This window comes from Mesorhizobium sp. L-8-10 (assembly GCF_016756635.1).
Classification (GTDB): Bacteria; Pseudomonadota; Alphaproteobacteria; order Rhizobiales; family Rhizobiaceae.
On the sequence record NZ_AP023263.1, the window covers coordinates 1135551 to 1156308 of the forward strand.

Here is a 20758-nt window from a genome sequence, read left to right on the forward strand (position 1 = left end):
GAACAAGGGCAAGGCCGAGTGCTTTATTCAGGTCAGCCCAGCCCGCTCACCGTCGCGCTGCCGGTGACGGTGGCCCTGATGAGGACCGAGCGCGTGCCGCAATCGCGCGAGGCGCATGCCGCCCGCAGCGGCATCGTGCGCAACTGGACCCGGGCGGAGGTGCTTATACCATCGGCACCGGATGCTGACGCATCCGGTGCGCCTCAATCGCCGGCGCGGCCCCCTCCGGGCCGCTTGGCTTTCGCGCCAACGGGCGCGGCGCGCGGTCGCACGCTCCAACGGTCGATATCATCGACCGTTGGCATAAGCGATCCCGTCTTCTATCTGCTGCTGGTCGGCACGCTGGCGCCCGCCTTCATCGGAACCGTGATCTTCTTCCACCAGGGCTATCTGGTCGCGCTGCGCGGCTATGACCCGCTGGCCTTCGCCGCCGCCTTTCCCGTGATGTCGGTGGCGACGATCGTGTTCGGCCTGGTGTGCGGCCACGTGATCGACCGGTTCGGCTCGCTGAGGCTGCTGCCCTTCGTGCTGCTTCCGCTTGCTGTCGCCTCGGTCGCGGCCGCGGCGATCACGCCGGTGTGGGGCATCTATGTGTTCATGCTGCTGCTGGGGATCAGCAACGGCTTCACCTTCACGCTGCTCGGCGCGCTGTGGCCGGAGGTCTACGGCCTCGCCAATCTCGGCGGCATCCGCGCCATCACCGTCTCCGCCATGGTGTTCGCGACGGCGGCTGGCCCCGGCATCACCGGCGTGCTGATCGACATCGGCATCGGCCTGCCGACGCAGTTGCTGTGGATGGCCGCGTGGTGCCTCGTGATGTGCCTGGTGCTGGCCCATGCGGCGCGCCGGGTGCGGCAGCGCGAAGCGCAGGCGGCCGTTCCGGCGCAGTGAGCAAAGCGGCCGAAAGGCCGTGGTGAACCGGCATTGCCGATGCCAATGCCGGCTGGTCTCCAAGACATGCACATAAGGCGGTTTTCAAGGAGAGGCGCGACATGGAGGTCCCGTTCGCCCCGTTCTTCACGGGGAGAGGGAAAGGGGCACTTTTCGGCAACCTCGCGCCGCCCTCATCTGCCTGCCCGTCCTCCGCAGCAGTTGCGGAGGGTGGACCGGCATCTTCCCCCGTGAAGGACGGGGAAAAGGCAGACGGCCTCTCATCCACCCTGCAAGGGCAGCCCATCCAGACCGCCTGGCTTTCGTGGCATCGGCGTGGGCCACGCCGTCGCGTACTCCAAAGGTCGATCTTATCGACCGGTGGTATCGGCCAGCAAATCCTCGACCAGCGCCGCGACCCTGAGCAAATTCCGGTCCTCGTACCAGGGCGCGCAGAGCTGCAGGCCGACGGGCAACCCCTTTGTCGTCCAACCGCAGGGCAGGGAGATGGCGGGGTGGCCGGTGAGGTTCTGGGGGTAGGTGAAGGGGTACCAGGCACCGCGCACGGTTCCTTCGTTGTGGCCTTCGATCTCGATGTCGCCGGTGGGGTCGACGTCGATGGGCAGCGGCGGCGCAGTGAGGGTGGGCGAGACGATGACGTCGAAGCGCTCGAACAGGGACTGGAAGGTCTGGAACAGTTTCGTGCGGGCGGCTGTGGCGTTGGCATAGTCGACCGCCGGGCAGGCCTCGCCCAGCGCGATCGTGTCGAGCAGGGATTTCGACACCAGCGCTTCCCGTCCCTTGACCGAGGGACCGGTGCGGGCGGCGAGGCCGACGCGCAGCAGCGTCAGGAAGACCGGCTCGAAGGACTTGAAATCGACATCGACGGGCTCGACAAGGGCACCGGCGGCGGCCATCGCCTCGACCGCCTTCGCGGTGAGATCAGCGACCTCGGTCTCGACGCGGGCGCCGCCCCGCGCGATCCAGCCGACACGCAGGCCGCTGAGCGCGATATCGCGCGGCGGGTGCAGCGTCGCCGCCGCCTGGCCATAGGGATCGCGCCGATCCGGCCCGGCGATCGCCTCGAACAGCAGGGCGGCATCGGCGACGTTACGGGCCATCGGGCCGACGAAGGAATTGGCGCCGAAGAGATCCGGGAGCTGGAGATGCGGGACGGCGCCGAGGGTCGGCTTCATGCCGACGACGCCGCAGCAGGCAGCCGGAATGCGGATCGATCCGCCGCCGTCCGTGCCGAGCGCGATCGGGCCCATGCCGGCCGCTACGGCGACGGCGGCCCCGGAGCTCGACGCGCCGGGGGTGACCGTCGGGTCGATCGGGTTCAAGGTGCGGCCGAAGAGCGGCGAGGTGGCCGACTGGACATGGCCGAATTCGGGCGTCGTGTTCTTGCCGACGAGGATGGCGCCCGCACGACGGGCGCGCGCCACCGCGACGCCGTCTTCCTTCGGTACGTTGTTCTCGAAGAGCCGCGAGCCCATGGTGGTGCGCACGCCTGCGGTGTTGACGAGGTCCTTGACCGAATAGGGCACGCCGTGGAGCGGCGGCAGTTCTTCGCCCGCCATGACCTTTTGTTCGGCGGCGCGGGCTTCGGCCAGCGCTTCATCGGCCGTCACCATGATGAAGGCGTTGAGATCGCGCCGCGCCTCGATGCGGGCGAGCACGGCCTTTGTCGCCTCGACCGGGGAGATGGATTTTCGCCGGATCCGGGCGGCGAGGTCGATGGCTGTGAGGTCGGCGATGTCGGTCATGGGAAGTTGTGTCCTCTGTTTTCGCCTCAATCGCCGGCGCGGTCCGTCCGGGCCGATTGGCGCCCGAAGTACCCCTCATCCGACCTCGCTTCGCGAGGCCACCTTCTCCCACAGGGGGAGAAGGCGGGAGCCTGGCTTAGCCGGCTCTGCAAATTGTCAGCGTTTGCGACCGGGGGAAGCGTTGCAGTACGGTCTTCCGTTCTTCCCTTCAGGGAGAAGGCCGATGAGTTGCTCAAGGGGAGCGGGTCGTGTGACTTGACCGGGCGGAGGTCGTTGTGCGCGAGATATCCCTCATCCGACCTCGCGAAGCCTGTCCTCGGGCTTGCCGAAGGCAAGACCCGTGGGCGAGGCCACCTTCTCCCACCAGGGAAGAAGGCAGGAGACTGGCTTGGGCGGCTCTGCAAATCGGCGGCGTCTGTGATTGGCGGAGGTGGTGCAGCAGGGCCTTCACTTCTTCCCCTGTGGGAGAAGGCCAATGACTTGCTTGCGGGGAGCGGGTCGTGCCCCTTGACCGGGCTGCGGTCGCGGTGCCCGCAATACCCCTCATCCGACCGCGCTTCGCGCGGCCACCTTCTCCCACAAGGGGAGAAGGCCGGAGCCCAGTTTAGCCGGCTCTGCAAATCGTCGGCGTTTGCGATTGGCCGAGACGCTGCGGCAGCGTCCCCTTCTCCCCTTGTGGGAGAAGGTGGCCGCGCCCACGGGTCTTGCCTCCGGCAAGCCCGAGGACAGGCTCCGCGCGGTCGGATGAGGGGTATTTTGGCGATACGCGCATGAGGGCACCCCCACGTCGCGCCTCTCCCTGGTGACATGGCGATAGCCAACATCAGATCATCCAGCGGCCGCCGTCGATCAGCAGGCTCTGGCCGGTGATGAAGCGGGCTTCGTCGCTGGCGAGGAAGGCGACGGCGGCGGCGACATCGTCGGGCTCGCCGACGAAGCCTGCGGGGGTTTCGGCCTTGATGCGCTCGATGACCGCGGCGGGCACCCGCTCATGCGCGCGGGTGCGGATGGCGCCGGGGGCGACGGCGTTGACGGTGACGCCGTGCGGGGCAAGCTCGCGCGCCAGCGAGCGGGTGAAGCCGATGAGGCCCATCTTGGCGGCAGCATAGTCGGCCAGCCCGGCATCGCCGGCGAAGGCGGCGTCGCTCGCCATGTTGACGATGCGCCCGCCGCGCTCGCGCATGGCAGGTGCGGCAAGGCGCGAGAGCCGCATGGCGCTGATGAGGGAGATTTCCAGCACGAAGCGCCAGACCTCCTCATTCGATTCGTGGAACGGGGCGGAGCGCTCGCGGCCGCTCTGGCCGACATTGTTGATGAGGATATCGACCGGGCCGAAGCCAGAGACGACCCGGCCATGGAACTCCGTCAGCGCGTGTTCATCCGTGCAGTCGGCGTCGACCGCGAGCAGCCGTTCGACGACGGCCTCGTCGAGGCCTTCGACAAGCCCCGACGTATCGAGGTCGATGACGCCGACCCGCGCGCCCTCGGCCATGAAGCGCCTGGCGATGGCCGCGCCGATGCCGGCACCGCCGCCGCTGACGATCACGGTGCGATTGTTGAAGCGGTCGGCGACGATCATGACAGTCTTCCTGATGGCTCGCTAGAGCATCGGATTTGCCCCGAGACCGGTACCCGCTTTCGGGCCCGATGCTCTGTCTCTTTGTTTTCGTGCAATTCCGGACGCAAAACCGCTGCGCGCTCTTGCTGGAATTGCTGTGCCGCGTGTGGCGCGAAACAGGTTTCCACAGTGCGCGACAGAATGGTCGTGGAAGTCACGTAGCGCGACGCGTCTGCACCCCCCTCTGTCCTGCCGGACATCTCCCCCTCAAGGGGGGAGATTGGCTGGCCGCCCGGGTTTCGCCAATCATTTACGTCGCAGCACCAGGCGTCGTGACGTACGACGGCCAATCTCCCCCTTTGAGGGGGAGATGTCCGGCAGGACAGAGGGGGGTGCGCCGCTCTCGACAGGATGTCCTCATTCAACCTGTCATGCACTCTGACAGGATTCATGCGACACGCTGTAAGCACTTTCGGGTCCTCTAATGAAACGTGCGGCCGCCATCGACGGCCAGCGCGGCGCCGGTGATGTAGGAGGCGTCGTTGCCGGTGAGGAAGGCGATTGCCGCCGCGATCTCGTCGGGGTCGGCGATGCGCGCCAGCGCGTAGCGGTCGCGCACGGCGCCAAGTGCGGCTTCCGCGTCCGCCTCGGGCAGCGAGGAGCGGAACAGATCGGTCTCGACGGCGCCGGGGCAGACCACATTGACCCTGACGCCGAATTCGGCCGCTTCCATGGCCAGCGCCTTGGAGAACATCTGCAGCCCGGCCTTCGAGGCGCAATAGGCCGTGCGGTCCCGAAGCGGCTGCAGGCCGGCGCCGGAGGAGACGTTGACGACGCTGCCGCCGCCGGCGCGCCTCAAATACGGCAGCGCGGCGCGGCAGACCAGCATCGGGCCGGTGAGATTGACCGATATCACGCGCTGCCAGTCATCGTTGCTCATGGCTTCGAGCGGCGCAAGGAGATCGACGCCGGCCGAGTTGACGACGCCGTCGAGGCCGTCGAGCAGCTTTGCGGCTTCATCGACGGCAGCAGCGAGCCCGGCCGGATCGCAGAGATCGGCGACGAGGGGAAACAGCCCCGCGCGCCGGTCGAGCGCGGCCAGCGCGGCCGCATCGCGGTCGAGGCAGGCGACCTTCGCGCCGCCGGCCAGGAAACGCGACACGCTGGCCCGGCCGATGCCGCGCGCACCGCCCGTGACGAGGATCCTGCGGCCTGTGAAATCCTGCGTCATGCCGCGCGCTCCAGGCCGGGGCGCATGTCTTCCACCATCTCGTCGCAGCGGCCGATCCAGACGCCGCCATGGTCGAGCGCGTGCTTGATCAGGCCTTCGAGCACGCCGATGCGCGAGGGCTGGCCGATCATCTCGGGGTGCATGCCGACCATCATCATGCGCTTCTCGGCATAGAGCACGTCGAACTCGGCCTTCCAGGCTTCGAGCAGGGCCGACGGCGCCTGCATGGTGCGGCCCGGCAGCACGATCGAATACTGGAAGAAGGGCGCGTCATCGAGGACCCAGCGGAAGGGCAGCTCGACGATTTTGGTGCGCTTGCCTTCGACCGTGTGGATATAGGGCGAGTCGTCGTCGAAGAAGTTCGAGGAATAGTCGAAACCGTATTCGACCAGCATCGGCATGGTGACGGCGCTGATCTCGGCGGCCGGCGAGCGCCAGCCGCGCGGCGCCCGGCCCGTCACCCGCCTGATCGATTCGAAACCCTTCTCCATCTCCTCGCGCTCCTGCTCGGGCGTGAGGTTGAGGATCCAGGCATGGCTGTAGCTGTGATGGGCGATCTCATGCCCGCCCTCCAGGATGCGCTCCATGAGCTCCGGGCGCTGGTCGATGATGAGGCCGGGGATGAAGAAAGTGGTCTTCAGCCCGTAGCGCGCGAGCAGCTTGAGCACGCGGTCGGTGCCGACCTTCCAGCCATAGGCGCCCTGCGACATGAGGATGGGGCGGGAGGCGTAATTGGGGTCGCGCGCCGTCCACATGGTTTCGGCATCGAGGTCGAATGTGAGGAAGAGGGGAAAGCCCCGGCTGGTGAGATGCATGACAAGGATCCGTTCAAACGAAGCGGTGGAAGCCGGTCCAGCGCTCGGCGATCAGGAGCACCGCCGCGGTGGCGATGATGAGCAGGGTCGAGACGGCCGCGACGCTGGGATCGACACCCATCTCGACGGAGGTGAAGATGAGGATCGGCAAGGTGGTCTGCCTGGGCCCGGCGAGGAAGATGGTGACCGGCACGTTCTCCATCGAGGTGACGAAGGCAAAGAGCGCGCCGGCGACGAGGCCGGGTTTGATGAGCGGCAAAGTGACGAGCCGGAACGCGGTGAAGCCGTCGGCGCCGAGCACGCGGGCGGCCTCCTCGACCGACAGGTCGATGCCGGAAAGGCTCGCCAGCGCGGAGCGCACGATATAGGGCACGGTGATGACGACATGCGCGACGAGCAGCACCAGGAAGCTGCCGCGCAGCCCGACAAGCGTGAAATATTGCAGCAGCGCCACGCCGATGACGACCGAGGGGATGATCAGCGGCGACATCAGCAGCGAGGTGAGCGCTTCCGAGCCCGGGATCATGCGGCGGAAGATGGCGTAGGACGCCGCGACGCCGAGCGCCAGCGAGACGATCGTCGACCCGACCGCCAGGATGAGGCTGATGCGGATGGCCGAGAGATAGGTGCTGTCGGTCAGCACCGCCGAGAACCATTTCAGCGTCCAGCCCTGCGGCGGGATGGTCAGGTAGGAGGTCTCGCTGAAGGAGGCGAGCATGACGACGACGACGGGGATCTGGAGGAAGACCACCACCAGGAGCGCGATCGACGTGACGGGGAAGCCGGGGCGCTGCTCGTTCATGCCAGGCCCGCCCAACGTTTGGTCATGCGGCTCGAAGCCCAGATGATGAGGATGGTGACCAGCGCCAGCGAGAAGGAAAGCGCGGATCCGCTCGGCCAGTCGAGAAGCTGCATATATTCGTCATAGATGAGCGTCGCCATGACCTGGTAGGTCGGCCCGCCCAGCATGCGCGGGGTGACCAGCGCGCTGATCGTCAGCACGAAGACGAGGATCGATCCGGCGATGATGCCGGGCGCGGTCAAGGGCAGCGTCACGGCGCGGAAGACGTGGAAGCGGCTGGAGCCCAGCGTCGCGGCCGCCGATTCCACGTCGCGCGGCACGTTCTGCAGTGCGGCCACCAGCATCAGCACCATGAAGGGCAGATAGATGTGGGTGAGCCCGATCATCACGCCGGTCAGGTTGAACATCAGCTTCAGCGGCGAAGCGATCAGGCCGAGATCCATCAGGAGGTTGTTGACGACCCCGCGATTGGTCAGAAGCACGATCCAGCCGAAGGAGCGCACGACGAGGTTGAGCATCAGCGGGAAGATAACGAGCAGCGTGAGCGGCAGCCGCCAGCGCGGATGGCCGCGCACGATGAGATAGGCGACGGGATAGCCGAGCAGCAGGCAGGCCAGCGTGACGCCGATGCCGAGACCCAGCGTGCGCAGCACGACCTCGCGATAGTAGTCGTCGGCGAGGATGCGGACATAGTTCCCGACCGTCCAGCTGCCGGCAACGACGCCGGTGCCGGGCAGATATTCCCGGAAGCTCGTCGGCGCCAGAAGGACGAGCGGGATGAAGAAGGCGGCGGCCAGCACGAGGAACAGCGGCGAGAAGAGCAGCAGGCCGGTGCGCAGCCGGGTCATGGCCGCGCGTTTCATGGCCGGGTATCTCTTGACTGCGGGGGCTCCGCCAGGACCAGCACATCCCCGGGATGGACCTCGAGCGTCACCTGGTCGCCCTGGGCGAGTCGGCTCGCCGGGCCGGAGGACGCGGCCTCGACCACGATCTCGTGGCCGCCGGCGATGCGGACGACATATTGCACCTGCGCGCCGGAGAAGGAGCGCAGCGCGACCGATCCGGGAATGCGGTTGGCATCGGGGTCGCCCGACGGGGTGAGGCTGACCGCCTCCTGGCGGATGAAGATGTCGACATCAGCGCCTTCGGCTCCGGCCTTGCCGTCGGTCCTGAGGCGGAGGTCGTCGCCCAGCAGAACCGCGCCGTCGCGGACCGTGCCCTTCATGCGGTTGGGCTTGCCGATGAAGCTGGCCACGAAGGCCGTCGCCGGGCGGCGGTAGATCTCCTCGGGCGGCGCGAATTGCTGGATGACGCCGTCATGCATGACGCAGACGCGATCCGACAGGCTGAGCGCCTCGGCCTGGTCGTGGGTGACGAAGAGCGTGGTGATGCCGAGTTCGCGCTGCAGCCGCTTCAATTCGATCTGCATCTCGTCGCGCAGCTTGGCGTCGAGATTGGACAGCGGCTCGTCGAAGAGCAGCACGCTCGGGCGCGGCGCGATGGCGCGCGCCATCGCCACGCGCTGCTGCTGCCCGCCCGAAAGCTGGCGCGGGTAACGCTCGCCGAAGCCGGCCAGCCGCACCATCGCCAGCGCCTCGGTCACGCGGCCCTTCAGGGCCTCGCCGACCTCGCCCTTGCGGCGCAGGCCGAAGGCGACGTTCTCGAAAACGGTCAGATGCGGGAACAGCGCATAGGACTGGAAGACCAGGCCGATATTGCGCTTGTTGGGCGGAAGGCCGGTGACCTCGCGGGCGCCGATGCGGATCGAGCCGCCGCTCGGCGTGATCAGGCCCGCGACCATGCGCAGGATCGTGGTCTTGCCGCAGCCGGACGGTCCCAGCAGGGAGACGAATTCGCCTTCGGCGATCGCCAGCGAAACGTCCTTGACGACGCTGACGTCGCCGTAACGCTTCACCACGTGATCGAGGGTAAGGTTGCTCATGGCATCAACCGGGAGCCCGGCGCGAGCGCCGGCTCCCGCCCTATCTGTTGTCCACGCATCGGTTTTGTCCCGACAACGGGTCCACTTTCGGGTCCGATGCTCCAAGCAGACCATTCCTCGGCAAGCCAACGAATGGTCTGCTCAGACCTTTGTCTTGTCGCAGATTCTTGTCGGAAAACCGTGGGACGCTTTTCCGGAATCTGCTTGGCCGGCACTCTAGCGGTCAGCGCAGAACTTCGCGCTGCCAGCGGCGCGTCCATTCCGGCAGCCTGGCGGCCATCTCGTTGGGATCGAGGAAGAGCATCTTGTCCAGCGCCTCGCCGCTCGGCACGATGGCGGTGACTTCGTCGGAAAGCTCTACCTTCTTGTTCACCGAGCCGATGAACTGGCGCTCGGAGAAGCATTTCTGGTTCGCCGCGTCGAGCACAGTGTCGATGAACTTCAGCGCGAGTTCCTTCTGCTCGGTGCCCTTGGGGATCATGATCGCCGGGCGGATACCGACGGCGCCCTCTTTGGGATAGGCGGCGGCCAGCGGAAGACCCTTCGTCGTCGCGACGCCGGCACGGTCGGGATACCAGACGGCGATGTCGATCTCGCCGCGTTCGAACAGCGACACCACCTGGTCGGCCTGGGTGTAGAGCAGCACGGAATCCTTCGCCAGCGGCTTGATCTTCTCGACGCCGGGGGTGATGTCGTCGAGCGTGCCGCCGGCCATCTGGTTGACGGCGGCGAGGAACTGCCAGCCGGTCGTGCCCGATATGTCGCCGATGGTGACGCGGCCCTTGTATTTGGGGTCGAACAGGTCGTTCCAGGATGTCGGCGGCGTGGTGATCTTCTCGCGGTTGTAGATGATGGTGGTGGCGCCCAGCATCGCCGCGACATAGGCATCGTCCTTGCCCCATGCGCCGTCGATGATATCGGGCGCGTTCGTCAGCTTCGCGCGCTCGAGCGGCTCGAGCAGCCCCTCATTGGCCACCTGGACGGCGAAGGCGTCGTCGGCGAACACGACATCCATGTCGGAATCGCCCGCGGTCGCGCGGATCGCGGCGGCCTGCTGCGCCGAATTGGCGAGCTTGGTCACGACCGTCGCGCCGGTCGCCTTCTCGAAGGGGTCGATGTAGCAGGCCTTCACATTGTCGGCGAAGGACCCGCCGAACTCGCCCAGGACGAGTTCCTGCGCGGAGGCGGCCGAGACGGCCGTGAAGACAGCGGCAGTTGCAAGCAGCTTGGCAGGCAATTTCATCGAAAATTCTCCCATTGTTCAAGCCTCCTCGTCAGCACCTTCTGCGGACGCCGTTGATCGGGAAAAGTTAACACCGGCAGATTTATCTTTCAAGAAAGAAATCGAAAAGGTATTCTATCTTTTCGTGACGCTTGTTCGCCTGGCCGGCGGCGGCTAAGCCTTTCGGCAGGCAGCGCGCCGCGTGGAGAAGGATTCTCGCGGCTCGCCGCAGGTTCTTGACTTGGCACATGTCTTTTCCCGAAACCGCTGCTCAGTTTCGGGAGGCACGCTTTGAATTCGAGGGGAAGGTCGTTGGACGAACCCGTTTTGCGGTATTGGGAACTCGATCGCGTCGGCCGCGGCATGGCAGCCTGGAACCGCGAGCGCCCCGATATCGACTGCAGCGGCAAGGCCGTCGTCGGCCGGATCCTGCATCTCCACGACATCATCCTGCGGGCGGTCGACCGGACGCTGGCCAGGCACGGCCTCAAATATCCGGTCTATGCGGTGCTCGCCACGATCCGCGTTTCGGGCCCGCCCTACCGCATGTCGCCGACGGAGCTGCTGTCGACGCTGCTGGTGACATCAGGCGGGCTCTCGAACCTGCTTCGCCGCATGGAAGCAGACGGCTATGTCAGGCGCATGGCCGACAAGCGGGACGGCCGCGGCGTCATCGTCGAGCTGACCGAAAAAGGCATCGCGGTCGCCGACGCCAGCATGGCCGACCATGCCGCAGTGGAACGCGAGCTGGCCGAATGCCTGCCGCCGGAGCTGCAGGACACCGTCGCCAAGGCGCTCGGGCTGATGATCACCGTCGCGGAGCGGTGATGGGGCTCGCTTGGCCATGCCTGCGATCCCTTGCATCCGAGCTACCCCTCACCCTTGCATCGGAGCTACCCCTCATCCGACCGCGCTTCGCGCGGCCACCTTCTCCCACAAGGGGAGAAGGGAACGCTGCGGCAGCGCTTCCGCCAGTCGCCAACGTTGGCGATTTGCGGAGCGGGCAAGGCCATGCTCCTGCCTTCTCCCCCTGTGGGAGAAGGTGGCCGCGCGAAGCGCGGTCGGATGAGCAACCATGATTCAGGCGCTGGCATTTTGAGGGTTCCACGGCGTTCCTCTGGCGAGGACAGCGTTGGCCATGTGGACCAGCTTTCTGGCGCAAGCGACGATCGCCTGTTTGTAGGTCTTGCCCGCGTCGACCAGGCGTTTCCTGAAGGCCACGAGGATCGGGTTCCAGTGGTTGGCGGCCGAGAAGGCCGCCATGTAGACGGCCTTGCGCAGCCGCCGGCGTCCACCCGCGATGCGGCGCTGTCCGGCATGGGTTCCACTGTCGTGGTCGAAGGGGGCCACGCCGACGAGCGCCGCCGCCTCGGCTCGGCTCAAGCGGCCGAGTTCAGGCATGCGCACGACGAAGACCAGGGCGGTGATCTCGCCCAGGCCGGGGATGCTCAGCAGCAGGGCGAACCGCTTGGCCAGATCGGCATGGGCCTTCACCTTTGCAATGAGCTTGGCGAGCTCCTTGGACTTGCGCTTGCTCAACCGCCGGATCTCGGCCTCGAGGTAGCGCCGATGCGCCGGATCGCTGAAGCGGTCACGCCGGGTCTCGTGCCGGGCAATGTCGTCGGTGAGGGCGTCGATCAGCGTCATGTGCTCCTGAAAGGCCGCCAGCCGCGGATCGGCCGCCGCGCCGCCGCTGCCCAGCGCCGCCGTGGCGGCGAGGATCAGATGGGCATCGATCGCATCATTCTTGGCACGGCGACCGCGAAAGATGCGATAGCCGTGGACCTGACGCGGATCGAAGACCTTGACCGCGAAGCCCACCACTTCGAGCGCCGCTCTGACGGCGGCTTCGTAGTTGCCGCTCGCCTCCATGCCGACCCGTTCGACCCCGGCCGCCGTCAGCCGCGCCGCCAGCCGGCGGTGGCCGGCGGCGTCGTTGGTCTCCACAAAACGCTGCCCGTCGAAAACGGCAACGTCGAGCTTGGCCTTGGAGACATCCACACCGGCGCATTTCATGCTAGTATCGTTCATCTTCGTCGACCCAACCTTGCGTTAATGCGAACCAGGGTGTTCAAGCAACCATCCGGGTCCGATGAAGAAAGTCGACTGCGATCACGCTCATCCTCAGCCAGCAACGGCTCAGGGGTTTCCGATCCGACAATCGACCGGCTCTGCAGGGGTGGCCACCCCTGCAGAGCCAACTCCTCATCCATAGCAGGATTTCCTCATACAAGGGGTACTTCCACGATGGCCGCCAGCCGTGAGAAGCTGCCGGTCCACCCTCCGCAGCTGCTGCGGAGGACGGGCAGGCGGATGAGGGGCGGCGCCACCGGTCAACCCCGCGGCATCACTCGCCGTAGGGCACCCAGACATTCTTCACCTGCAGGGCGCGGCGCAGGAACAGGCGGCCCTGGCCTTCGGCGTCGTTTTGCCAGTCGCGGGCGCGGCCGCCATTGACCCAGGTGACCTTGAGGTTGCCGGCAGACGCCTTCTCGACCATGGCGCTGCCGGAGGCCGTGCCGAAATACCATAGCGCGGCAACCTCGTCGTGCTCGGCGAGCGTGCGGGCCAGCACGTCGCGTTCGCCGGTGACGATGTTGACGACGCCGGCCGGCACGTCTGACGTATCCAGCACCTGATAGAAGTCGGTCGCGACCAGCGGGTGGGTTTCCGATGGCACGACGACGACCCGGTTGCCCATGGCGATGGCAGGCATGACCAGTGAAACGAAGGAAAGAAGCGGCATGGCCTGCGGGCAGGCGATGCCCATAATGCCGAAGGGCTCGTTCATGGCGAGCGTGACATGGCCAGACTTCGTCTGGTGGACGAGGCCGTCGGTCTTGTCGGCCTGCGCGGCATACCAGAAAGTGCGGCGGATGCTCGTCTCGACCTCGCGCGCTGCGGCGTCCTTCGAAGCGCCGGTGAGGCTGCGCAGCCTCGCCTCGAATTCGGCCTGACGGGCGAAGAGGTTTTCGGCGACGTAATAGAGCACCTGCGCCCGGTTGTGGCCGGTGACCTTGCCCCAGTCGCCCGCCTTGGCGGCCGCCTCGACGGCGTTGCGGATGTCCTTGCGGTTGCCGAGCCCGGCGAGGCCGGCCGGCTTGCCGTCGCGGCCCGACACCACATAGCTGTAGCCGGAATCAGGACGCGCCTGCCGGCCGCCGACATAGAGCTTGGCGGTGCGGTCGATGACTGGGCGGTCGACGATGGGGCTCGCCTGCTCAGGCGCGGGCAGCGTGTCGGTGTGCGCGGCAAACGCCGTTTTCTCCTCGGCCGCCTGCCCGCTCGTCTTGTCGGCGGGATCGGAAAGATATTCCAGCATGCCCTCGCGACCGCCCTCGCGGCCGAAGCCGCTTTCGCGGTAGCCGCCGAAACCGGCCCCGGCGTCGAAGATGTTGGTCGAGTTGAGCCAGACCACGCCGGCCTTGACCGACGCGGCGATGTCGAGCGCGAGGTTGATGTTTTCGGACCAGATCGAGGCGGCGAGGCCGTAGCGCGTGTTGTTGGCGAGCGCGACTGCCTCGTCAGGCGTGCGGAAGGTCGTCAGCGTGGCGACCGGTCCAAAGATCTCCTCCTGCGCGAGCGTCGAGGCCGGCTCGACATCGCTGAGGAGGACAGGCGCATGGAAGCTGCCCTTCTCGGGCAGGGCGCAGGCGGCCTGGTGGAGCCGCGCGCCTTCCGCCTCGCCCTTGCCGACCAGCATCTTGATGCGGTCGAGCTGGACGGGATGAACGATGGCGCCGATATCGATCGACTTGTCGAGCGGATCGCCGACCCGCAGCGTCTCCATGCGCGCCTTGAGCTTGGCCGTGAAGCGGCCTGCAACCGCCTCCTGCACCAGGATGCGCGAGCCGGCGCAGCAGACCTGGCCCTGGTTGAACCAGATCGAATCCACCACCCCCTCGACCGCGCCGTCGAGATCGGCATCGGCAAAGACGATGAAGGGCGACTTGCCGCCGAGCTCCAGCGTCAGCTTCTTGCCGGTGCCGGCGGTCGCCTCGCGGATCAGGCGGCCGACCTCGGTCGAGCCGGTGAAGGCGATCTTGTCGACGTCGCCATGGGCGACAAGCGCCGCGCCGGCAGTGCCGTCGCCGGTCACCACATTGACCACGCCCCTGGGCAGGCCGACCTCGCGGCAGACTTCCGCGAAGGCGAGCGCGGTGAGCGGCGTGTATTCGGCCGGCTTCAGCACCACCGTGTTGCCAGCGGCCAGCGCCGGCGCGATCTTCCAGGCGAGCATCAGCAGCGGAAAATTCCAGGGGATGATCTGGCCGCAGACGCCGAGCGCCTTCGCCCCGGCAAACTCGCTCTCGACGAGCTCGGCCCAGCCGGCATGGTGATAGAAATGGCGCGCCGCCAAGGGCACGTCGATGTCGCGGCTCTCGCGGATCGGCTTGCCGTTGTCCATCGATTCCAGGACGGCGAAGAAACGCTCGCGCTTCTGGATGGTGCGGGCGATGGCATAGAGATAACGCGCGCGGTGATGGCCCGAGAGGCCCGACCAGGCGGGGAAGGCGGCGCGTCCCGCCGCGACGGCGGCATCGACATGCGCCGCCGAGCCGGCGACGGTGCGGGCGATCACGGCGTCGCTCGCCGGATTGGCGACGTCGATGAAGGCGGCGTCGGCCGGCACGGCAAAGGCGCCGTCTATGAAATGGCCGAAGCCCGTCTCGTGGCGGGCGAGCCAGGCGAGAACGTGATCGTTCGCCTCGGGCGCCGGGCCGTACTCCATTGACTTCATGATGCTGGCGATGGCGGGCATCCGCAGACTCCTGGTCGATCAATCAATATGCGTGAGCGCTCGTTGCGCGTCCCAATGGACGCGACCTAGGCAAGCGCGTGGCGCGAGGACGCGGCGTAGCGTCCGGTGACATGGTGCTCGAGCTGGCGCTCGATATCGGCGAGCATGGAGCTCGCGCCGAGCCGGAACAGGTCTGGTTCGAGCCAGCGCGCGCCGAGCTCCTCCTTCATCAGGATGAGCCAGGACAGCGCGTCCTTGGCCGTGCGCATGCCGCCGGCCGGCTTGAAGCCGACCGCATGGCCGGTGCGCTCATAGTAGTCGCGCAGCGCACGAACCATGACGAGGCTGACGGGCAGCGTGGCGTTGACATCCTCCTTGCCGGTGGAGGTCTTGATGAAATCGGCGCCGGCCTGCATCGCCACCATCGAGGCCATGTAGACATTGCGCAGCGTCTTCAGGTCGCCGGTGGCGAGGATGGCCTTGAGATGGGCCGGCCCGCAGGCCTCGCGCATCTGCCTCACCTCATCGTGCAGCGCTTCCCAATCGGCGGTCAGAACATGCTCGCGGGTGATGACGATGTCGATCTCGCAAGCGCCCTCGGCGACAGCATAGCGGATCTCCTCCAGCCTGAGCCTCAGCGGCATCAGACCGGCGGGAAAACCGGTCGCCACCGAGGCGACGGGGATGCCCGAGCCGTCGAGCGCCCTGACGGCGGCCGGGACCATGGTCGGATAGACGCAGACCGCGCCTGTCGTCGGCGGGTTGTCGGAAAGGCCGAGCGCCTCGGTCAGGTCCTCGCGCAGCGGACGGCGCGCCTTGGCGCAGAGCCGGCGCACGCGCGCTTCGGTGTCGTCGCCGGCGAGCGTGGTGAGATCGATGCAGGTGATGGCCTTCACCAGCCAGGCGGCCTGGTGGTCCTTCTTGACCGTGCGGCGCGTAAGAAGCGTCGCGGCGCGCCTTTCGGCAGCGCTGCGGTTCACCGCCGCCGCGTCGAACCAGTCGCGCTGGAGCGCCGTGCCGGGATTGCGGGGCGTGTTGGAGAGGTGTGCCGGCGCAGCGGCGCCCAGGGTTTCATGTTTCATGTGCGAACTCTCTTTGCATGCACGTCGCGAAAGGACCCCTCATCCGACCTCGCTTCGCGAGGCCACCTTCTCCCACAAGGGCCCCACAAGGGGAGAAGGGAACGCGCTGCAGCAGCGTCTCGGCCAATCGCAAACGTTGACAATTTGCAGAGCCGGCCAAGCCAGGCACCAGCCCTTCTCCCCTTGAGGCAGGCCGTGTGAAAACTCGGGCATTGGTTTTTTGGATGTGTCGAGGAGCATCTTGGGCTTCCCAAATCAACCTGGATCGGATTCAAATTGTTGATCCAAAGCAGTGATTTGCCGGATTTTTGGCAGTTTGAGACGAGGCCGAAATGGCGCATATGACAGGCCAGTCGCGGGAGCAAACGAGCTTGTTCCCGGAAACCTTGGACGAGGCGGTCGGTGCCGATCATCCGGTGCGGGTCATCGATGCCTTCGTCGACAGCCTCGATCTGGCGCAGCTCGGTTTCTCCAAGGTTGTTCCCGAGGCCACGGGCCGGCCACCCTACGATCCGGGCGATTTGTTGAAGCTTTATGTGTACGGCTACCAGAACCAGGTGCGGTCGAGCCGCCGGCTTGCGGCGGAAGCGCGGCGCAACATTGAAGTGATGTGGCTCACCCATCGCGCGGCGCCGGCCTTCAAGACGATTGCGGATTTCCGCAAGGATCATCCGGAAGCGATCGTTGGGGTGTGCCGGGCCTTCGTGCGCTTCTGCCGGGAGCAGGCGCTGGTCGGCGGCACGTTGCTTGCGATCGACGGGACCAAGATCGATGCGGTGGCGAGCCGCAAGCAGGTGGTGACGGCCAAGGAACTGGAGAAGGCGACGGCGGCCGTGGACCGCAAGATTGCCGCCTATCTTGCGCAGATGGACGAAGCCGACCGGGACGAGCGCGCGGCGCAGACGGATGGCGTGGACGTTGCGGCGGCGGTGGCGGCCTTGCGGGCGCGCCGCGAGCAGATCCAGCAGCAGGCCGAGGCTTTGACCGGACGCGGGTTGAGCCAGTGGGTTCGCACCGAGCCCGAGGCCAAGCTGATGCGCACGGCTCGGCACGGCCATCAGGTGGCCTACAACGCGCAGACCGTGGTCGACGCAAAACACAAGCTGGTGGTTGCCTTCGACCTGACCAATGACGGCAACGACCAGTGCCAGCTCCACCCGATGGCGGTGGCCGGCCGCGAAGCCGTGGACGGTGACAAGGTAGCGGTGGTGGCCGATGCCGGCTATTCGAACGGCGAGCACGGCCAGCGCTGCGAGGACGACGGCATCACCGCCATCGTGCCGCGGGCCGAAACCGTCAACCCGGAAGGCAAAGAGTACTTCACCCGCGACCAGTTCAGCTACGACGCCGAGAGCGACAGCTGGCGCTGCCCGGCCGGCGAAACGCTCACCCACCGGGAGACCTCGTGGACGGAACAGAAGAAGAAGTACGGGACCAAGGCCTGTGCGGACTGTGCCTTGAAGCCGAAGTGCACGCAGGCCGCCAAGCGCACCATCATCCGCCACTTCCATGAAGATGCGCGCGAGGCGATGCACCGGCGCGCCATCAGCGACCCCGAGTGGATGGCGCAGCGGCGCATGCTGGTCGAACACCCTTACGGCACCATCAAATGGATGATGGGCCATCCCCGGTTCCTGGTCCGCGGGCTGAAAAAGGCCAGGTCCGAGTTGGCGCTCAGCGTCCTGGGCTACAATCTGAAGCGGGTGGTGAACATTCTGGGTGTGCCGGCGCTGCTCCAGACCCTGCTGTCCTCGCAAGCATAGGGGGGCGTGAACTCGTGCCGCAGCTTCCAAACCACTCACAACGCTATGCCTCCGTCCAGTTCTCACACGGCCTGGTGGGAGAAGGTGGCCTCGCCTGACAGGGCGAGGTCGGATGAGGGGTGCCGCAGTGCAGAAACATCTCGCGCGAGAAGGTGGCGGCAGCGTCGAAATCGAATTTGTTGAGCTCTCACCCATCGACGTTCTCCAGCGCAAAGCGGGCTGTCGCCTCGTCGGTGACGAGGACGTTCATGTAGCGGGCCCTGAGGCAGGCGAGCACCAGGGCGTGCTTGGGCTTGCCGGCGGCGATCGCGATGGAGCGCTCTTTGGCGCGGAGGGCTTCGAGGCGCAGGCCGATGGTGCGCTGGTCGAGCTCGGGGTCGGCGATCTTGCCGCGCGCATCGATAAAGCGGCCCAAAAGGTCGCCGACGGCGCCCTGGCCGGCCAGCCGGTCGATGTCGGCGGGCTCGATGTATCCGGAGCCGACCAGCACGTTCTCATGGGACAGCGCGCCCATGGAGAAGCAGACGACCGGCGCCTGCCCGGCGAGATCGAGCACGCGGGCGATGATCGGGTCTTCTTCCAGCACCTGGCGCGTGCCGGCCTTGCCGACGATCGCCGGGACCGGCAGCAGCGAGGCGACGCCGTTGCCGCTCCGGGCGAAGGCCTCGGCAACCATGTTGTTGCGCTGCGAGGAAGAGCGCAGGGTCGTGGCGCCGTTGACCAGCACGACATGGACGCCGTCGTTCCATTTGGGCGGCAGCCAATGCGCCACGGCGGCCATGGTGCGGCCCCAGGAGACGCCGATCAGCGGCAGGCGCGGCTGGATCGAGGCGATGTAGCGGCCGGCGGCCTCGGCGACGAATTCGAGCGCGGTGGCGTCGTCTTCGCCGGAACCGGGACCAGGCACGACCACCGCCTCGCGCAGGCCGAAGGCGCGCTGCAGCCCGGTTTCCAGATCGGGACGACGCTTGGAGCGGGGCACGATCTCGATGCGCACGATGCCTGATGCCCGCGCCTCCTCGAGCAGCCGGGAAACCTGCCAGCGCGTCAGGCCGAGTTCGGCCGCCACCTCGGTGCGCGTCTTTTCCAGGTCGTAGAACAGCTTGGCCGCCTGGACCATGAGCTGCTCGCGCTGCTCGTCCGACGGGAGGCGAACGGAAGCAGCCTCTTCCGCGCTCATCGCCGATCTCCACGCTTGGTCATGATCGCTCCCAAATCTCACATATGTGAGATTATTGCTCACAAGTGATATGAATGCCTAATGCAAAGAGCTTTTGCTGTCAATCGTGGCGGACCTGCCGGCCGGCGTAACGGATGACAGGCCGTCACTCTTGAGATCGGCCAGGCCATGGGTCATCGTCGCATCCGAGGAAACGGCCGGGAGGAGGCTGTCATGACCACGGTGGGGGAGGCCCTTATCGCACTGCTCGAAGCCCACGACGTCGACACGGTCTTCGGCATACCGGGCGTGCATACGGTCGAGCTCTATCGCGGACTGGCGCGCTCGCGGATCCGCCACGTCACGCCGCGCCACGAACAGGGCGCCGGCTTCATGGCCGACGGCTATGCGCGGGTCTCCGGCCGGCCGGGCGTCGCTTTCGTCATCACCGGCCCCGGTATCACCAACACCATCACGGCCATGGCCCAGGCGCGTGCCGACTCCGTTCCGATGCTGGTAATTTCAGCCGTCAACGCGCTGCCGACACTCGGCAAGGGGCTCGGCTTCCTGCATGAGCTGCCCGACCAGCGCGGCATGATGGAGAAGGTCGCGCTGTTCTCCCACCGGGTCGAGCTGGCCGCCGAGTTGCCCGAAGTGCTTCACCGGGCGTTCTCGCTGTTCGCCTCCGGACGGCCCGGGCCGGTCCATATCGAGGTTCCGCTCGATGTGATGGGCGGGCCCTGCGAGCCGCTGGAGGCGCTTGCCGTGACGGCCGCCCCGCCGCTGCCCGATGCCGGGCTGATCGACGAGGCGGCGCGCCGGGCGGCCGCCTCCCGCCACCCCCTCATCCTGGCCGGCGGCGGCGCAAAACGCGCCGAGGCGGCGCTGAAGCGCCTCGCCGAAAAACTCGACGCGCCTGTCGTCACCACGGCCAATGCCCGGGGCCTGCTCCACGGCCATGCGCTTGGCGTCCCCGCCAGCCCCAGCCTCCTTGCCGTGCGCGCCATGATGGCGGAGGCGGATTTCGTGATCGCGGCCGGCACCGAGTTCGGACCGACGGATTACGACATGTATGCAAATGGCGGTTTCGTGCTGCCGCCCAATCTCGTGCGCATCGACATCGACCAGGCCCAGCTCGACCGCCGGCCCGGCCCGTTGGCGATCCGCGCGGATTGCGCGCTCGCCCTTGACGCTCTGACCGAGGCGGTCCAGCCCGCCACCGGCGACGGGGCGGCGCGGGCGGTGGCCGCGCGCGCGGCCGCCCTTGGCGAGATCGGCGCCGAGATGCGCGGACAGGTCGCGGCGGTCGAGATGATCCGCGATGCGCTGCCCGGCGCCTTCATCGTCGGCGACTCCACCCAGCCGGTCTATGCCGGCAATCTCTATTACGACCATGACCGGCCGGGCGGCTGGTTCAACGCCGCCACCGGTTATGGAGCGCTGGGCTTCGGCCCGCCGGCCGCGATCGGCGCCGCGATCGCGGCACCCGATGCGCCCGTCGTGTGCCTCTCCGGCGACGGCGGTTTCCAGTTCACTTTGCCGGAGCTCGGCGCAGCCCTCGACGCCGAGGCACGGGTCATCTTCGTCGTCTGGAACAATCGCGGCTATCGCGAGATCGAGACCTCGATGCGCGACGCCGGCGTCGAACCGGTCGGCGTGTCACCGGTCCCACCCGATTTTTCGAGGATCGCGGCCGCCTACGGCCTGCCGGCCGAACGGCTCCATGGCGTCGAAGGACTGCCGGCCGCGCTCGGCCGCGCCCGAGCCGCCGCCAAGCCGGCATTGATCGAACTGCTGATTCTGTGAC

The 20758-nt window shown here is 67.1% G+C and carries 16 protein-coding genes; 4 read left to right on the forward strand and 12 right to left on the reverse strand.

Going from position 1 to position 20758, the window contains the following annotated elements; all coding sequences use genetic code 11:
- Positions 1-18: 18 nt before the first annotated feature.
- Positions 19-891, forward strand: coding sequence for a hypothetical protein (locus JN280_RS05155; RefSeq protein ID WP_244743002.1), 873 nt, complete (start codon positions 19-21; stop codon positions 889-891).
- A gap of 350 nt (positions 892-1241) precedes the next feature.
- Here JN280_RS05155 and JN280_RS05160 read toward each other — a convergent pair whose 3' ends face one another.
- The 8 genes from JN280_RS05160 to JN280_RS05195 all read right to left on the reverse strand — a co-directional run bounded on the left by JN280_RS05160 (position 1242) and on the right by JN280_RS05195 (position 10227).
- Positions 1242-2636, reverse strand: coding sequence for an amidase (locus JN280_RS05160; protein ID WP_202310468.1), 1395 nt, complete (start codon positions 2634-2636; stop codon positions 1242-1244).
- 823 nt (positions 2637-3459) lie between these two features.
- Positions 3460-4215 carry an SDR family NAD(P)-dependent oxidoreductase gene (locus JN280_RS05165; protein WP_202310470.1) on the reverse strand — a complete coding sequence of 252 codons (756 nt, stop codon included), beginning with the start codon at positions 4213-4215 and terminating at the stop codon, positions 3460-3462.
- Positions 4216-4675: 460 nt separating this feature from the next.
- Positions 4676-5425, reverse strand: a complete 750-nt coding sequence (locus JN280_RS05170; RefSeq protein WP_202310472.1) for an SDR family NAD(P)-dependent oxidoreductase — start codon at positions 5423-5425, stop codon at positions 4676-4678.
- The gene (locus JN280_RS05175) at positions 5422-6240 is read right to left on the reverse strand and encodes a polysaccharide deacetylase family protein (RefSeq protein ID WP_202310474.1); all 819 of its coding nucleotides are present in this window, start codon (positions 6238-6240) and stop codon (positions 5422-5424) included. Before JN280_RS05175 ends, JN280_RS05170 begins: the two co-directional genes overlap by 4 nt.
- Positions 6241-6253: 13 nt before the next feature.
- Positions 6254-7042, reverse strand: a complete 789-nt coding sequence (locus JN280_RS05180; protein ID WP_202310476.1) for an ABC transporter permease — start codon at positions 7040-7042, stop codon at positions 6254-6256.
- Positions 7039-7905 carry an ABC transporter permease gene (locus JN280_RS05185; protein WP_202310478.1) on the reverse strand — a complete coding sequence of 289 codons (867 nt, stop codon included), beginning with the start codon at positions 7903-7905 and terminating at the stop codon, positions 7039-7041. The genes JN280_RS05180 and JN280_RS05185 overlap by 4 nt, the downstream gene beginning before the upstream one ends.
- A complete protein-coding gene (locus JN280_RS05190) occupies positions 7902-8984 on the reverse strand; it encodes an ABC transporter ATP-binding protein (protein ID WP_202310480.1) in 1083 nt (360 codons plus the stop codon). The genes JN280_RS05185 and JN280_RS05190 overlap by 4 nt, the downstream gene beginning before the upstream one ends.
- 223 nt (positions 8985-9207) lie before the next feature.
- Entirely contained in the window at positions 9208-10227 is a 1020-nt protein-coding gene (locus JN280_RS05195; RefSeq protein ID WP_202310482.1) for an ABC transporter substrate-binding protein, read from the reverse strand.
- 291 nt (positions 10228-10518) lie between these two features.
- Here JN280_RS05195 and JN280_RS05200 point away from each other — a divergent pair, with 291 nt between their 5' ends.
- On the forward strand, positions 10519-11034 hold the full coding sequence (locus JN280_RS05200) for a MarR family winged helix-turn-helix transcriptional regulator (protein ID WP_244743005.1): 516 nt from the start codon (positions 10519-10521) through the stop codon (positions 11032-11034).
- 252 nt (positions 11035-11286) lie between these two features.
- Here JN280_RS05200 and JN280_RS05205 read toward each other — a convergent pair whose 3' ends face one another.
- The 3 genes from JN280_RS05205 to deoC form a co-directional block, all read right to left on the reverse strand.
- Positions 11287-12237 (reverse strand): IS110 family transposase, encoded by a 951-nt coding sequence (locus tag JN280_RS05205; protein ID WP_202304435.1) that lies wholly within the window; start codon positions 12235-12237, stop codon positions 11287-11289.
- Positions 12238-12553: 316 nt separating this feature from the next.
- Positions 12554-14968 (reverse strand): aldehyde dehydrogenase family protein, encoded by a 2415-nt coding sequence (locus tag JN280_RS05210; RefSeq protein ID WP_202310483.1) that lies wholly within the window; start codon positions 14966-14968, stop codon positions 12554-12556.
- A 65-nt stretch (positions 14969-15033) separates the two neighbouring features.
- Positions 15034-16029: a deoxyribose-phosphate aldolase gene (deoC, locus tag JN280_RS05215; protein WP_202310485.1), complete on the reverse strand. Its 996-nt coding sequence runs from the start codon at positions 16027-16029 to the stop codon at positions 15034-15036.
- Positions 16030-16361: 332 nt separating this feature from the next.
- Between deoC and JN280_RS05220 the strand changes: the two genes are divergently transcribed.
- Positions 16362-17792 (forward strand): IS1182 family transposase, encoded by a 1431-nt coding sequence (locus JN280_RS05220; RefSeq protein WP_202309432.1) that lies wholly within the window; start codon positions 16362-16364, stop codon positions 17790-17792.
- Positions 17793-17979: 187 nt separating this feature from the next.
- Here the strand turns inward: JN280_RS05220 and JN280_RS05225 are convergent, their stop codons facing one another.
- A complete protein-coding gene (locus JN280_RS05225; RefSeq protein ID WP_202310487.1) occupies positions 17980-18972 on the reverse strand; it encodes a sugar-binding transcriptional regulator in 993 nt (330 codons plus the stop codon).
- A 213-nt stretch (positions 18973-19185) separates the two neighbouring features.
- Here JN280_RS05225 and JN280_RS05230 point away from each other — a divergent pair, with 213 nt between their 5' ends.
- Positions 19186-20757, forward strand: coding sequence for a 5-guanidino-2-oxopentanoate decarboxylase (locus JN280_RS05230; protein WP_202310489.1), 1572 nt, complete (start codon positions 19186-19188; stop codon positions 20755-20757).
- Position 20758 lies beyond the last annotated feature (1 nt).

Excerpts from the sequence above, each read along its gene's own strand:
- JN280_RS05195 (WP_202310482.1), bottom strand. The coding sequence starts at position 10,227 with ATGAAATTGCCTGCCAAGCTGCTTGCAACTGCCGCTGTCTTCACGGCC.
- deoC (WP_202310485.1), bottom strand. The coding sequence starts at position 16,029 with ATGAAACATGAAACCCTGGGCGCCGCTGCGCCGGCACACCTCTCCAAC.
- JN280_RS05160 (WP_202310468.1), bottom strand. The coding sequence starts at position 2,636 with ATGACCGACATCGCCGACCTCACAGCCATCGACCTCGCCGCCCGGATC.
- JN280_RS05185 (WP_202310478.1), bottom strand. The coding sequence starts at position 7,905 with ATGAAACGCGCGGCCATGACCCGGCTGCGCACCGGCCTGCTGCTCTTC.
- JN280_RS05175 (WP_202310474.1), bottom strand. The coding sequence starts at position 6,240 with ATGCATCTCACCAGCCGGGGCTTTCCCCTCTTCCTCACATTCGACCTC.
- JN280_RS05230 (WP_202310489.1), top strand. The coding sequence starts at position 19,186 with ATGACCACGGTGGGGGAGGCCCTTATCGCACTGCTCGAAGCCCACGAC.
- JN280_RS05210 (WP_202310483.1), bottom strand. The coding sequence starts at position 14,968 with ATGCCCGCCATCGCCAGCATCATGAAGTCAATGGAGTACGGCCCGGCG.
- JN280_RS05170 (WP_202310472.1), bottom strand. The coding sequence starts at position 5,425 with ATGACGCAGGATTTCACAGGCCGCAGGATCCTCGTCACGGGCGGTGCG.
- JN280_RS05225 (WP_202310487.1), bottom strand. The coding sequence starts at position 18,972 with ATGAGCGCGGAAGAGGCTGCTTCCGTTCGCCTCCCGTCGGACGAGCAG.
- JN280_RS05205 (WP_202304435.1), bottom strand. The coding sequence starts at position 12,237 with ATGAACGATACTAGCATGAAATGCGCCGGTGTGGATGTCTCCAAGGCC.
- JN280_RS05220 (WP_202309432.1), top strand. The coding sequence starts at position 16,362 with ATGGCGCATATGACAGGCCAGTCGCGGGAGCAAACGAGCTTGTTCCCG.
- JN280_RS05165 (WP_202310470.1), bottom strand. The coding sequence starts at position 4,215 with ATGATCGTCGCCGACCGCTTCAACAATCGCACCGTGATCGTCAGCGGC.
- JN280_RS05180 (WP_202310476.1), bottom strand. The coding sequence starts at position 7,042 with ATGAACGAGCAGCGCCCCGGCTTCCCCGTCACGTCGATCGCGCTCCTG.
- JN280_RS05190 (WP_202310480.1), bottom strand. The coding sequence starts at position 8,984 with ATGAGCAACCTTACCCTCGATCACGTGGTGAAGCGTTACGGCGACGTC.